At 67.0% G+C, this 14,365-nt stretch carries 12 protein-coding genes; 5 read left to right on the plus strand and 7 right to left on the minus strand.

Features of this window, described 5'->3' with window-relative positions:
* Positions 1-11 precede the first annotated feature (11 nt).
* The 4 genes from AC07PA_RS15585 to AC07PA_RS15600 all read left to right on the plus strand — a co-directional run bounded on the left by AC07PA_RS15585 (position 12) and on the right by AC07PA_RS15600 (position 6,635).
* Complete coding sequence (locus AC07PA_RS15585) at positions 12-866, plus strand: class I fructose-bisphosphate aldolase (protein ID WP_007854399.1); 855 nt, start codon at positions 12-14, stop codon at positions 864-866.
* A gap of 199 nt (positions 867-1,065) precedes the next feature.
* On the plus strand, positions 1,066-5,745 hold the full coding sequence (locus AC07PA_RS15590) for a LamG-like jellyroll fold domain-containing protein (RefSeq protein ID WP_494609940.1): 4,680 nt from the start codon (positions 1,066-1,068) through the stop codon (positions 5,743-5,745).
* 251 nt (positions 5,746-5,996) lie between these two features.
* Positions 5,997-6,290: a DUF4148 domain-containing protein gene (locus AC07PA_RS15595; protein ID WP_494609939.1), complete on the plus strand. Its 294-nt coding sequence runs from the start codon at positions 5,997-5,999 to the stop codon at positions 6,288-6,290.
* Between the two features lie 51 nt (positions 6,291-6,341).
* Positions 6,342-6,635 (plus strand): hypothetical protein, encoded by a 294-nt coding sequence (locus tag AC07PA_RS15600; protein ID WP_057206153.1) that lies wholly within the window; start codon positions 6,342-6,344, stop codon positions 6,633-6,635.
* A gap of 119 nt (positions 6,636-6,754) precedes the next feature.
* On the opposite strand, the gene AC07PA_RS15605 is transcribed toward AC07PA_RS15600, so the two are convergent.
* Complete coding sequence (locus tag AC07PA_RS15605) at positions 6,755-7,393, minus strand: 3-oxoacid CoA-transferase subunit B (RefSeq protein ID WP_007854410.1); 639 nt, start codon at positions 7,391-7,393, stop codon at positions 6,755-6,757.
* 2 nt (positions 7,394-7,395) lie between these two features.
* Positions 7,396-8,103, minus strand: a complete 708-nt coding sequence (locus tag AC07PA_RS15610) for a CoA transferase subunit A (RefSeq protein WP_007854411.1) — start codon at positions 8,101-8,103, stop codon at positions 7,396-7,398.
* A 77-nt stretch (positions 8,104-8,180) separates the two neighbouring features.
* On the opposite strand from AC07PA_RS15610, the gene AC07PA_RS15615 reads away from it, so the two are divergent.
* A complete protein-coding gene (locus tag AC07PA_RS15615; RefSeq protein ID WP_007854419.1) occupies positions 8,181-8,723 on the plus strand; it encodes a PAS and helix-turn-helix domain-containing protein in 543 nt (180 codons plus the stop codon).
* A gap of 2 nt (positions 8,724-8,725) precedes the next feature.
* On the opposite strand, the gene AC07PA_RS15620 is transcribed toward AC07PA_RS15615, so the two are convergent.
* From AC07PA_RS15620 to AC07PA_RS15640, 5 genes are all read right to left on the minus strand, one after another.
* Positions 8,726-9,115: a carboxymuconolactone decarboxylase family protein gene (locus AC07PA_RS15620; protein WP_494609938.1), complete on the minus strand. Its 390-nt coding sequence runs from the start codon at positions 9,113-9,115 to the stop codon at positions 8,726-8,728.
* Positions 9,116-9,209: 94 nt separating this feature from the next.
* On the minus strand, positions 9,210-11,408 hold the full coding sequence (katG, locus tag AC07PA_RS15625) for a catalase/peroxidase HPI (RefSeq protein WP_007854424.1): 2,199 nt from the start codon (positions 11,406-11,408) through the stop codon (positions 9,210-9,212).
* Between the two features lie 141 nt (positions 11,409-11,549).
* Positions 11,550-12,479, minus strand: coding sequence for an SMP-30/gluconolactonase/LRE family protein (locus AC07PA_RS15630; RefSeq protein WP_494609937.1), 930 nt, complete (start codon positions 12,477-12,479; stop codon positions 11,550-11,552).
* Between the two features lie 29 nt (positions 12,480-12,508).
* On the minus strand, positions 12,509-13,393 hold the full coding sequence (locus AC07PA_RS15635; protein ID WP_494609936.1) for an amidohydrolase family protein: 885 nt from the start codon (positions 13,391-13,393) through the stop codon (positions 12,509-12,511).
* Positions 13,394-13,399: 6 nt separating this feature from the next.
* Positions 13,400-14,356: a tripartite tricarboxylate transporter substrate binding protein gene (locus tag AC07PA_RS15640; protein ID WP_494609935.1), complete on the minus strand. Its 957-nt coding sequence runs from the start codon at positions 14,354-14,356 to the stop codon at positions 13,400-13,402.
* Positions 14,357-14,365: the final 9 nt, after the last annotated feature.

The following is a 14,365-nucleotide window of genomic DNA, read 5'->3' on the forward strand; positions in this document are numbered from 1 at the left end:
GACCTCTTCGTATGTCGAAAGACAAGACCGCACGCCTGAACCGCCTGCTCACCAACGGCCGCTGCCTGGACATCGCACTCGACCATGGCGTGTGCAACGAGCCCAGCTTCCTCAACGGCCTGGAAGACATGCCCCAGGTGATGGACAAGCTCGTGGCCGCCGCGCCCGATGCCATCCAGCTCAACTACGGCCAGGCCGACCTGCTGCAGGACCGCCCGGGCCGCAACAAGCCGGCGCTGGTGATGCGCATCGACATGGGCAACCCTTACAACGCCACCGCCCACCGCGTGATGTGGGCCCTGCTGCAGAACGAGCACGATCCGGTGCTGCCGGCCGTGCAGCGCGATGCGGCCTGCGTGGTGGTCAACCTGTTCATGCTGCCCAATGAACCCGACCTGTTCCGCCAGTGCGTGCAGAACATCGCGCGCGTGCGCGCCGACTGCGACCGCTACGGCATGCCGCTGATGATCGAGCCGCTGGTGATGCGCCCGCACAGCGACCAGGGCGGCTACATGGTCGATGGCGACGCCGAGAAGATCGTCACCCTGGTACGCCTGGCGCGCGAAATGGGTGCCGACATCGTAAAAGCCGACCCGACCACCGACCCCGCCGAATTCCACCGCGTGGTGCAGGCCGCGCGCTGCCCGGTGCTGGTGCGCGGCGGCGGCCGCGAAGACCTGCAGCAGGTGTTCGCACGCTCGCGCGTGCTGCTGGACCAGGGGGCCGTGGGCATGGTCTACGGCCGCAACGTGTACCAGCACGCCAAGCCCTCGGCCGTGGTCGATGCGCTGATGGCCATGATCCACCGCGGCGCCAGCGCGGCAGCCGCCTGGGACATCTACAGCACGGGAACGCACGCATCCTGATGCAGCGAAAGCACCACGCGCGCAAGGCTGCGCACTGAAGAGCACAGAAAAAGAAAAGAAGAGAGGGAGCCCAGGAGAAAGAGCCCTGCGGCCGGTGGCGGTGATGCCACCGGCCGGCGTGCCTGCGCGCGCCTTCGAAAGGCTGTCGGAAAGATCGAGGAAGAAGGTTCACCAAGAACCACACACACAGGAGACGACGATGAAAATCCGGTATTACCTGATGGCACTGCTGTTGCCGTTCGCCACCTTGCTCACGCATGCGGCGATCACGGGGGTCAACCCCATGACCACCCTTACCACCATGGCGGCTGCGGTCACGCAGGCCGCCGAGGTTCCGCTGCCGCTGCAGGGGCCGGGCCTGGGCAATCTCACCTACACCTCGGCCGAGCTGTTCAAGCCGGTCTCCATGATCACACGCGCCTCGGGCGACGTGCCGGCCACCTACCCCGGCCGCAAGGACTATGGGCTCAACGTGGGCATCATGCTCAACGGCTATTTTCTGACCTCCTTCGCGCCCGACAGCGGCCTGGGCCCCGGCGGCTTTCTGCTGTACGACGTGTCCAACCCGCGCGCCATCGTGCTCGCCAAGAAGATCTACGAGCCCGAGGGCCGCACCAAGGAGTTCCGCGAGGCCCATGCCTTCGGCACCGCGAAGATCGGCGGCAAGCAGTACGTGGTGGTGCCCAGCATCAAGGGCATCGAGTTCTGGGACTTCACCGACATCAACAACATCCAGCAGGTCAAGAAACTGGCGCTGCCCACGGTCAACGGCGGCGACTACACCAACGTGGCCTGGCAGCTGTGGTGGCAGGCGCCCTACGTGTACGTGGCCTCGGCCAACGACGGCGTCTACATCGTCGATGCCAGCGACCCGGCCAACGCCGTGATCGCCAACCGCGGTGCGGGCAAGCCCAACCCCGTGCCCACCGGCGAGCTCGGGGGTTTTCGCGTCGGCCCCATCTTCACCATGGGCAACCACATGGTGCTGACCTCGATGGACAACACCGATGGCTTTGCGAGCCTCGATATCTCCGACCCGCTCAACCCCAAGGTGCTGGATACCGTGGGCTCCAACCCCAACTACTACGCCACCTGCTTCGACGGCAAGAATCTGCACGCCTCGGCCCGCGGTGGCGGCGCCAAGATGTACAGCTACGACCTGTCCGACCGCACGCAGTTCGTGGTGGAGGACAACCGCCTGGTCATCGACGAACAGCTGTACTGCGGCATGCAGGACCACTATGTGTTCCAGGGCGCGCAGTTCAAGGTGCACAAGGTGGACGTGAGCAACCCGCTCAACCACGTCGAGGTGGGCCAGGGCAGCCTGTTCGCCACCAACGACCCCGAGTACTCGCACTCCGACCACGGCCAGGTGGCGCCCATGGGCAACCTGCTGTTCATCGGCAACGACCACGGCTCGGGCAGCGGCTTCATCGTGCACCAGACGGCGCGCGACACCACGCCGCCCGCGGTCAAGCAGACCTCGCCCACCAACGGCGCCAAGCAGCAGGCGCTGACCTCGCGAATCGGCGTGGGCCTGACCGACAGCATCCTGCCCGAGAGCGTGCACGCCGGCACCTTCATCGTGCGCCCGGTCAACGGCAACGCCCTGGCCGGCACCTACAGCGTGCAACTGGGCATCATCAACTTCCACCCCACGCAGCCCCTGGCGGCCGGCACCAGCTATGAGATCGTGCTCACGGCTGGCGGGGTGAAAGACTATGCGGGCAACGGCATCGCGGCCGAGTACAAGGCCGTGTTCCACACCGGCAACGCCACCGACATCAGCCTCATGAACCACTGGCCGCTGTCGAGCACCCTGACCGACGAGATCGGTGCCAACAACGGCACGGCCTCGGCGGCCGACCAGTTCAGCAGCATCGGCCTGAACTTCGCGCAGCGCACGGGCGGTGTGCCGCTCAAGAACGAGAGCGTGGCCACCGCCCTGGGTGGCACGGCATCGCTGGCGTTCTACATGAAGACCACACAGAACGGTTCGGCCAACGCCTGGACGGCGCCCGGGCTCTTCGGGCGCGACCAGTCAGGCGGTGCGGATGACGTGTTCTGGGGCTGGATCGACAACACCGGGCGGCTCAACCTCTCGGTGGGCAACGTGGCGGGCAACAACCCCGGCACCCGCTCCACCGCGGCCGTGAACGATGGCAACTGGCACCACGTGGTGATGACGCGCGACGCGGCCTCGGGTGCGCAGACGCTGTACATCGACGGCGCCAAGACCAGCTCCACCGGGCTCACGGGCACCAAGGGCCTGTCCAACAAGTTCGCGCTGCTAGGGCAGATCCAGGGCAACGCCGACTTCTTCCGCGGCAGCCTGGCCGATGTGCGGGTCTACGGGCGCGTGCTCAGCGATGCCGATGTCACGCAGCTGCGCTCGCAGGCCATCATCGGCGATGCCGGTGTGAGCGGCGGTCCACAGTTGGTGAACGGGCAACTGAGTTTCGACCCGACCCGGCTGGGCGGTGGCACAGGCGTCACCTACCGCTGGAACTTCGGCAACGGCACGCAGACCGCCTTCTCGTCCCAGGCCAACACCACCTACAGCTACAACCGCCCCGGCCACTACACGGTGACCCTGACGGTGCGCAACGCGGCGGGCCAGGACACCTTCTACACCTACAACGTGACCGTGATCTTCCCGACCACGGCCACGGCGCCCACGCACTCGAGCAACATCGTCGGCGATGCCAACAGCGTCTATGCGGTGAACCCCGACAGCGGCACGGTGGCGGCCATCGATGCGCTGGCCCTGACCAAGCGCTGGGAGACGCGCGTGGGCGACGAACCCAAGACCCTGGCGCGTGCACCGGACGGCCGCATCTGGGTCACCGTGCAGGGCGAGGACAAGCTCGTGGCGCTGAACCCGGCCGATGGCAGCATCGCGGCCACGGTGAACCTGCCCTACGGCAGCGGCCCCTATGGCGTGGCCTTCACGCCCAATGGCAGCAAGGGCCTGCTGACGCTGGAGAGCAAGTCCACGCTGATCGCCTTCGACCCGGCCAACGGCAACACCACGGGCACCCTGGCGCTGGAGGGCGACCTGCGCGGCATCGCGGTGGCGGCCGATTCGCAGACGGTCTACGTCACGCGCTTCAAGTCGAAGATGACGGGCGGGCAATTGCACAAGGTGGGTCTGAGCACCATGGGCCTGCTGTCCACCATCGCCCTGCCGGTGGACACGACCACGATCGACACCGAGAACAGTTCGCGCGGCGTGGCCAACTACCTGAGCCAGGTGGTGATCTCGCCCGATGGCTCGCGCGCCGTGCTGCCCGGCAAGAAGGACAACATCGTGCGCGGGCGCTTCCGCGACGGTGGCGACCTGCTGCACGACCAGACGGTGCGCTCCATCCTCTCGCAGGTCGACCTGGCGCAGGCCACGCACCTGCTGCCCGAGCAGATCGACTTCGACGACCGGGCGCCGGCACGCGCCGCCCTCTTCTCCCCTGCAGGCGACTACCTGTTCGTGGCGCAGATGGAGGGCAACAACATCGCCATCGTCGATGCCTACACCCGCGCCGTGCGCGGCGAGATCAACGCCAGCAGCGCGCCCCACGGCCTGTACCTGGACACTGCGCGCAAGCGGCTGTTCGTGAACAACTTCCTCGCGCGCTCGGTCACCGTGCACGACGTGGCCGACGTGCTGGCCTCGCGCAGCGCTGCGGCGGTGTTCCTGCAGAACGTGGCCACGGTGGCGCAGGAGCCCCTGGCGGCAGCGGCGCTGCGCGGCAAGCTGGTGTTCTACAACGCGGCCGACCGGCGCATGAGCAAGGACAACTACATGTCCTGCGCCAGTTGCCACGCGGACGGCGGTGACGACGGCATGGTCTGGGACTTCACCCAGCGCGGCGAGGGCCTGCGCCGCACCATCAGCCTGCAGGGCCGGCGCGGCACCGGCCACGGCAAGCTGCACTGGAGCGCCAACTTCGACGAGGTGCAGGACTTCGAGAACGACATGCGCAGCGCCTTCGGCGGCACGGGCTTCCTGAGCGACGCGGACTTTGCCGCCACCAGCGACCCGCTAGGCGCGCCCAAGGCGGGCCGCAACGCGCAGCTCGACGACCTGGCGGCCTACCTGGCCTCGCTCAACAAGTACATGCGCAGCCCGGCGCGCGCAGCCGACGGCAGCCTCACGGTGGAGGCAGCGCGTGGGCAGACCCTGTTCGCCAACGCCAACTGCGCCAGTTGCCATGCGGGCGGCACCTTCCAGGACGGCCTCAGGCACGACGTGGGCAGCATCCAGGCCTCCTCGGGCAAGGGTGCCAACCAGCCGCTGGCCGGTGTGGGCTTCGACACGCCCACGCTGATCGGCAGCTGGGCCGCCAGGTCCTACCTGCACAACGGCCAGAAGGCCAGCGTGCTCGACGTGATCGCCGGCGGCCACGGCAACGTGGCCGGCCTGCCCGCGGCCGACCGGCAGGCGCTGGCCGACTACGTGCGCTCGCTGGACACGGCGGCCGAATACACCACGCGCCTGCGCTCCAGCCAGAGCACGCTGTGCGTCAACATCCGCGGGGCTTCGGCCGCCAGCGGCGCGGTTGCCATCCAGTGGCCCTGCGGCACGGCGAACAACGAGACCTTCACGGTGCGCAACCTGGCGGGCGGCTATGTGCAGCTGGTGGCCAAGCACAGCAACCTGTGCCTGGCGCAGGACAGCGCAGCCACCAGCGGTGCCGGCGTGGTGCAACTGGCCTGCACGGTGGGCAACACGGCGCAGTGGACGCTGTCGGGATCGACCGTGCGCAACCGCGCATCGGGCGCCTGCCTGGACGTGCCCAACAACTCCACGGCGCAGGACACTCCCCTGCTCACCTGGACCTGCAACGGCGGCAACAACCAGAACTGGAACCAGCTGCCCTGAGCCCCCGGGCCGGTTCTTCTTGAGCCCGCGGCTGCCATGCAGCCGCGGGCTTTTTTCATGCCGGCGTGCTCGTGCAACTGTTTTCAAAACTGGAACAGTCAGTTCGTGACTGGATGGTTTTTCTGTGGACACCCAAGGCGTACAGTTCATCCATCGATGAGCCGAACCCGCAATGCGACTCACCGAACCCGGTTCAGGAATGCTTTCTGTGCCGGTTTTTCGAGACGCTTTTTGATCCCAAGGATGCCATCATGAACACCACCGCACGTTTTCTCTCCATCGCCGCTGTTGCCGCTTTCGCATCGTTCGGCGCCCATGCCGACGAGGCCGACGGCTCGCAATTCGCCCTGAAGTTCGAGACCAACCGCACCCGCGCCGAAGTGATCGCCGAAGCCGCTGTGGAAGCCCGCACGCACAGCATGGAGCCCGCCGGCTCCCGCGTGCTGAGCTACCAATCGACGGCCGACCGTGCCACCGTGCGCGCCCAGGCTGCAGAGGCCCTGCGCACCGGCCAGATCTCGTCGGGCGAAGCCGGCTACCTGTAATCCGCACCGCCCCGCAGCAAGCCCCCTACCCCTTTTGATCGGAGAATCACCATGAACAACACCGCACGTTTCCTGTCCATCGCCGCCGTCGCCGCTTTCGCTTCCTTCGGTGCCTACGCCGATGAAGCCGACAGCTCGCAGTTCGCCCTCAAGTTCGAGACCAACCGCACCCGCGCCGAAGTGGCTGCCGAAGCGGCCGTGGAGGCCCGCACGCACAGCATGGAACCCGCCGGCTCCCGCGTGGTGACCTACCAGTCGAAGGCCGACCGCGCCGCCGTGCGCGCCGCTGCCGCCGAAGCCGTGCGCACCGGCCAGATCCCTTCGGGCGAGATCGGCGTTCTGTAATCCGCACCAGTGCAAGGCTGCAGACCGCAACTGCAGCCAGCATGCAAAAAAGGCCGGGGCCCCTCGCGGGGCCCCGGCCTTTTTGGTGTGGCCCAGGGGGCCACGGCATATGCCCTGCCTTATTGCAGCACGGTCACGCCGGTCTTGGCCTGCAGGGCCTCGAACGTCACGCCAGGGGCCAGCTCGATGAGCTTGAGGCCTTCGGGCGTCACGTCCAGCACGGCCAGGTCGGTGATGATGCGGTCGACCACGCCCACGCCCGTCAGGGGCAGCGTGCACTGGGGCAGGATCTTGAGGTCCTCGGTGCCGTCCTTCTTCTTCGCCACATGCTCCATGAGCACGATCACGCGCTTGACGCCGGCCACCAGGTCCATGGCGCCGCCCATGCCCTTGACCATCTTGCCCGGGATCATCCAGTTGGCCAGGTCGCCCTTTTCGCTGACCTGCATGGCGCCCAGGATGGACAGGTTGATCTTGCCGCCGCGGATCATGGCGAAGGACTGGTCGCTGCCGAAGATCGACGAGCCCTTGATGGTGGTCACGGTCTGCTTGCCGGCGTTGATCAGGTCGGCGTCCACCGCGTCTTCGGTCGGGAAGGGGCCGATGCCCAGCATGCCGTTCTCGGACTGCAGCCACACTTCCTTGTCACCCGTGAAATTGGCCACCAGCGTAGGGATGCCGATGCCCAGGTTCACGTAGAAACCGTCTTCGAGTTCTTGCGCCGCACGGGCGGCCATCTGGTCTTGGGTCCACGGCATGGTCAGGCTCCTGCTTTCTCGGTGATGGTGCGTTTTTCGATGCGTTTCTCGGGGTGGGCGTTGTGCACGATGCGGTGCACGTAGATGCCGGGCAGGTGGACCTGGTCGGGCTCGATGGCGCCGGTCTCCACGATCTCTTCCACTTCGACGACACAGACCTTGCCGGCCGTGGCGGCCGCAGGGTTGAAGTTGCGCGCCGTGAGGCGGAACTGCAGGTTGCCGGATTTGTCGGCGCGCCAGGCCTTGACCAGCGAGACGTCGGGCACCAGCGAGCGCTCCATCACATAGGTCTCGCCGTCGAACTCACGCAGTTCCTTGCCCTCGGCCACGATGGTACCCACGCCGGTCTTGGTGAAGAAGGCCGGGATGCCCGCACCGCCGGCGCGCAGCTTCTCGGCCAGCGTACCCTGGGGCGTGAATTCGAGTTCCAGCTCGCCCGCCAGGTACTGGCGCTCGAACTCCTTGTTCTCGCCCACGTAGGAGGAGATCATCTTCTTGATCTGGCGCGTCTCGAGCAGCTTGCCCAGGCCGAAGCCATCGACGCCCGCATTGTTGGAGATCACGGTGAGGTTCTTCGCACCGGAGTCACGCAGCGCGTCGATCAATGCCTCGGGAATGCCGCACAGACCGAAACCGCCGACGGCCAGCAACTGGCCATCTGCAACCACGCCTTCCAGCGCCTTGGCTGCGGAGGGAAAAATCTTGTTCACCACGATCTCCTTGCGAATGTTGGATGCGCTACGATACTACGTATCCGAATAAGTAGTACCCCGTAAAGACTTGCACTATGGACGTAGATTACCGGCTGGCGTTTGACATGGCCCCCGTGGGCCTGGTGCTGTCGCGCAACCGCGCCATGGTGGACTGCAACCGGCAGGTCTGCGAGATGTTCGGCGCCTCACGCGAGCTGCTGATCGGGCAGTCGTTCCAGATCCTGTATCCGAGCGCCGACGAATATGAGCGCCTGGGCGCACACATGGAGCCCATCCTCAACGCCAAGGGCCACTACGCCGACAACCGCATCATGAAGCGCGCCAATGGCGAAGTATTCTGGTGCCATGTGTCAGGACGTGCATTGAACCGCGAAGACCCCCATGCCTCGGGCATCTGGAGCTTCGAGGACCTGAGCTCGCAGCGCCCCGTGAAGGCCGAACTGACCGGGCGCGAGCGCGAGGTGGCCGCGCGCCTGCTCGAGGGCCTGACCTCCAAGGAAATCGGGCGCACGCTCGACATCAGCCACCGCACGGTGGAGATCTACCGCGCGCGCCTCATGCGCAAGTACAACGCGTCGACAGCCGCCGACCTGGTGCACAAGCTGCTCGCAGGGTAGCCTTACTTCTTCGGCCCGTCGACCACCTCGGCGGCCGTGCGAAAGGCGTCCACCGCGGCAGGCAGGCCGCAGTAGATGCTGGCGTGCAGCAGCACTTCCTGGATCTCGGCCGCCGTGGCGCCGTTGTTGAGCGCGCCGCGCACATGGCCCTTGAGCTCATGCTGCTTGCCCAGAGCGGTGAGGAAGGCCACGGTGATCAGGCTGCGGGTCTTCAGGTCCAGCCCCGGGCGCTGCCAGACGTCGCCCCAGGCATTGCGGGTGATGAACTCCTGGATCGGCTGGGTGAACTGCGTGGCATTGCCGAAGGCATTGGCCACGAAATCCTCGCCCATGACCTGCTTGCGCGTGGCCAGGCCCTTGTCGAAGTCCTTGGTGGATGGGGGTTGCGTCATGCGGGCTCTCCGGTTGGTTTGAGGCCGCGATGGTAGCCGTAGGGTTGCACACAGGAAAAAATGCGCCCCCCTGCAGGGGGCGCATTCAAACCGCTCAGGCCTTGGCTGCCGCCAGATCAAAGCGGTCCAGGTTCATGACCTTGGTCCAGGCCTTCACAAAGTCCTGCACGAACACGGCCTGGGCGTCGCTGCTGCCGTAGACCTCGGCCAGCGCACGCAGTTGCGAGTTGGAGCCGAACACCAGGTCGGCCACGGTGCCCTTCCACTTCGCGGCGCCCGTAGCACGGTCCACCCCTTCCAGCACGCCGGCATCCGAGGCCGACTTCTGCCACCGGGTGCGCATGTCCAGCAGGTTCACGAAGAAGTCGTTCGTGAGGGCCCCGGGCGTCTTGGTGAAGACACCATGGCCGCCCTGCCCTGCGTTCGCGCCCAGTGCGCGCAGGCCGCCCACCAGCACCGTCATCTCGGGGCCAGTCAACGTGAGCTGGTTGGCGCGGTCGATCAGCAGCTCGGCCACGGCGCCTTCGAGGCCGGGGCGCACGTAGTTGCGAAAGCCATCGGCCAGCGGCTCCATGACCTCGAACGAAGGCACGTCGGTCTGCTCCTGCGAAGCGTCCATGCGGCCCGGAGTGAAGGGCACGCTCACTTCCTGGCCGGCGCTGCGGGCGGCCGACTCGATGGCCGCCGCACCACCGAGCACGATGAGGTCGGCGATGGAGACCTTTTTGCCGCCCGCCTGCGTTGCATTGAAGTCCTGCTGGATCGCTTCAAGCTTGCCCAGCACCTTGGCCAGTTGCGCAGGCTGGTTCACCTCCCAGTCCTTCTGCGGCGCCAGGCGGATACGGGCACCGTTAGCGCCGCCGCGCTTGTCGCCACCGCGGTAGGTGGAAGCCGAGGCCCAGGCGGTGGACACCAGCTCGGGCACCGTGAGGCCCGACGCCAGGATCTTCGCCTTGAGCACCGTCACGTCCTGGTCGTCCACCAGGGCATGGTCCACCTCGGGAATCGGGTCCTGCCAGATCAGCACCTCGGCCGGTACCTCGGGGCCGAGGTAGCGCACGCGCGGACCCATGTCGCGGTGGGTCAGCTTGAACCAGGCCCGCGCGAACGCATCGGCGAACTGCTCGGGGTGTGCGAGGAAGCGGCGCGAGATGGCCTCGTAGGCCGGGTCCTGGCGCAGCGACAGGTCGGTGGTGAGCATGGTGGGCACGCGCTTCTTCGAAGCATCGTGCGCATCGGGGATGGTCGCCTCGGCGCCCTTGGCGGTCCATTGGTGGGCGCCGGCCGGGCTCTTGGTGAGTTCCCACTCGAAGCCGAACAGGTTCTCGAAGAAGTTGTTGCTCCACTTCGTCGGCGTGGTGGTCCAGGTGACCTCCAGGCCGCTGGTGATGGCGTCACCGCCAAAGCCGCTACCGTGCTTGCTGATCCAGCCGAAGCCCTGGTCCTCGATGCCGCCGCCCTCGGGCTCCAGGCCCACCAGGGCCGCGTCGCCTGCGCCGTGGGTCTTGCCGAAGGTGTGGCCGCCGGCGATCAGCGCCACGGTCTCTTCGTCGTCCATGGCCATGCGGGCAAAGGTGTCGCGGATGTCGCGCGCCGCGGCGATGGGGTCGGGGTTGCCGTTGGGACCCTCGGGGTTCACGTAGATCAGGCCCATCTGCACGGCGGCCAGGGGCTTGGCCAGGTCGCGCTCGCCGCTGTAGCGCTTGTCGCCGCCCAGCCAGGTGGTCTCTGCGCCCCAGTAGACGTTTTCATCGGGTTCCCACACGTCGGGCCGGCCGCCACCGAAACCGAAGGTCTTGAAACCCATGGATTCGAGCGCCACGTTGCCGGTAAGGATCATCAGGTCGGCCCAGGAAATCTTGCGGCCGTATTTCTGCTTGATGGGCCAGAGCAGGCGCCGCGCCTTGTCCAGGTTGGCATTGTCGGGCCAGCTGTTGAGCGGAGCAAAGCGCTGCTGCCCGGCCCCCGCGCCACCGCGTCCGTCGGCCAGACGGTAGGTGCCGGCGCTGTGCCAGGCCATGCGGATGAACAACGGGCCGTAGTGGCCGAAGTCGGCCGGCCACCAGTCCTGCGAGTCGGTCATCAGCGCGTGCAGGTCGGCCTTCACGGCCGCGAGGTCCAGGCTCTTGAATTCCTCGGCGTAGTTGAAGCCGTCGCCCATGGGGTCGACAAGCGGAGAGCTCTGGTTGAGCGGGCGCAGGTTGAGCTGGTTGGGCCACCAGTCGGCGTTGCCACGGCCCTTGGGCGCGGCTGCCTTGGTGTGGTCGAACGGGCATTTGGCTTCTGTCGTCATGGGGTCTCTCCTTGTGTAAGCGGTTCAAGCACTTGGCGAGGCCCATCTTAGGAAGCAATCCATGGCGCATCAATTGAATCGATTGAATGCCTTCAATAGCCAATATTTATCGAAATTGCAAAGCCATTGTCACTCAGGGTGTTAGCGGGACGCGGCCAGTCCCCGCGCCAGCGGCAGGCCAGGCGCATCCAAGTGGGCGAGCAGGATCTGGCCATGGGTTGAGTCGGTCACGAACACCGTGCGCCCGCCCTCCCCGCCGAACGCCAGGTTGGTGGTGGACGCACCGTCCGGCCCGCGCAGCACCAGCTCGGGCTCGGCGCGGTGGTTGAGCACCCAGACATAGCCCAGGCCCGGGTTGGCCACCAGCAGCCGGCCTTTGGCGTCCACGGCCAGTCCATCCGGCCCGCTCGGGCCGTAGGAGGTGAAGAACTGCCCTACCTTGGCCACGCTGCCATCGGGCAGCAGCGGCACGCGCCAGACGCAGTTGCCGCGCGTCACGGCCAGGTAGAGCACGCGCCCGTCGGGCGACAGGGCCACGCCATTGGGGCTGGGCACATTGGCCAGCAGCAGGTCGAGCTGGCCATTGGGACGCAGGCGGTACAGGCGCCCGCTCGGGTCGTGCAGGCCGCTCTGGCCCTGGTCGGTGAAGTACAGGTTGCCCTCGGCATCGAACACCAGGTCGTTCACGCCCTTGAAGCGCTCGCTATTGCGGCGCTCCAGATAGGGGGTGACCCGGCCGCTCACCACATCCAGCCGCATCAGGCCGTTCTTGTAGTCGGTGATGAGCAGTGTGCCGGCGTCGAGGAACTTCATGCCATTGGGCTCGCCGTCGTACTCGGCCACCAGGGTCCAGGTACCCGCGGGATCGATGCGCAGGATGCGGCCCCAGGGAATGTCGGACACGTAGAGGTTGCCGGCGTCGTCGAACACCGGGCCTTCGAGGAAGAAGTCGGTGATGGCGCCCGCGCGGTTGGCATCGGCCCAGGCGCTGCGCTCACGCCGGCGCAGTGCCTCGGGCATGGCGGTGAAGGGTTCGAGGTCGCGTACTTGGGGGGCTTGCAGCAGAAACATGAGGTGATGGCTTTCGTTGGTTCTGGTCTTCACGCCGAAAGAAATCCGTACAGCCGTGCAGGGTTGTCCACCAGGATACGGTCCATCACGGCATCCGTGCCCGCCCAGGCCTGCAGCAGGTCCACCAGGTCGGCATCATTCACCGTGCCCTGCGGCTCGGTGGTGTGCGGCCAGTCGCTACCCCAGACCAAGCGCTCGGGCGCGGCATGCACCAGCGCACGGCCCAGGGGCAGCGTATCGGCATAGCCCGGGCCATGCACCGTGGAGCGCATGTAGGCGCCGGAGAGCTTGACCCAGGTGTTGCCCTGATCGAGCAGGCGGCGCAGGCTGCCCCAGGCCTCGGACGACACGCCATGCGCCGGGTCGATCCGGCCCATGTGGTCGATCACCAGCGGCACGGGCAAGGACTGCAGCACGGGTTCGAGCACCACGATCTGCTCCGGGTGCGCGAACACCTGGATGTGCCAGCCACCGCAGTCCGCATGGCACGCCAGCTTGTGCGCCAGCGTGGAAAGCATCTCCGCGGTGGTCGTGCCCCAGGACTGCGGAGAAACGAAGTTCACACGCAACCCGCGCACGCGCCGTGCGGCCAGGCGAGCCAGTTCGGCGCCATCCACCGCGGCATCCACCACCGCCACGCCGCGCGCGCTGTCGCCCAACTGGTCCAGCGCATCAAGGGTGCAGGCGTTGTCCGTGCCGTAGGTCGATGGCGTGACCACGACCGTGCGCGCGATGCCCAGGCGCTGCTGCAGTTGCCGGTAGGCGGCGACGGGCGCATGGGGCGGTGTGCGCGGCCAATGCGGTGATGGCGCGAAGCGCGCATCGAAGATGTGCATGTGGCTGTCGCACGCCAACGGCGGCAGCACACGCGACGGCCCGTTGGTGCCCACCGAATGCGGCACAGGTGCGGACATCAAGGCTCAGTCCAGCTTGATATGGCCCTTGCGCACCACCTCGCCCCACTTGGCGTCTTCCTTTTTCAGGAAGGTGGCGAACTCGGCCGGTGTGGAGCCCACCGGCTGGGCGCCGATGTCGGCCAGGCGCTGCTTCACCTCGTCTTCCTGCATCACGTCCTGCACGGCCTGGCGCAACTTGGCGGCAATGGGTTCGGGCGTTCCGGCGGGCAGGAACATGCCGTTCCACTCGTAGGCCTCGTAGCCGGGCACCACCGTCTCGGCCACCGTGGGCACATCGGGCAGGCGCTTGGAGCGCTCGGGCGCCGACACGGCCAGGGCACGCAGCTTGCCGCCCGACACATGGGGATAGGTCGCGGCCACGGTGCCGAACATGAAGTCCACCTGCCCGGCCATCACGTCGGTGATGGCCGGGCCACCGCTCTTGTAGGGCACATGCACCATGTCCAGGCCGAGCTGCTGGCGCATCAGCTCCGCAGCCAGGCGCTGCACCGTGCCGCTGCCGCCCGAGGCGAAGTTGAGCTTGCCCGGCGTGGCCTTGGCGCGGGCGACCAGGTCGTTGATGTTCTTGATCGGCGAGTCCGCCTTCACGATCAGCACGTTGGGTGCCAGCAGCACCAGCGACAGCGGCTGCAGCGCGTTGGCGGCATACGGCATCTTGGGGAACAGGTGCGGGTTGATGGAGTACGGCGTGGCGTCGTACAGCAGGGTGTAGCCGTCGGCATTGGCCTTGGCCACGTAGCTCGCGCCGATGGTGCCGCTGGCTCCGGCCTTGTTGTCCACGATCACGCTGGCGCCCAGCCTGGCGCCCAGGCGCGTGGCCAGCACGCGCGCCACGGCGTCGGCTGCGCCGCCTGGCGCATAGGGCACGACGATGGTGATCGGGCGGTCGGGGTAGGCGGCGTGGGCCAGGCCGGCGGCCAGGGCGCAGGCGGCGATCAGGGGTTTGAAAAAACGCAACATGGGTTTGTC

It is taken from the genome of Acidovorax sp. GW821-FHT09B03 (genome assembly GCF_059418305.1).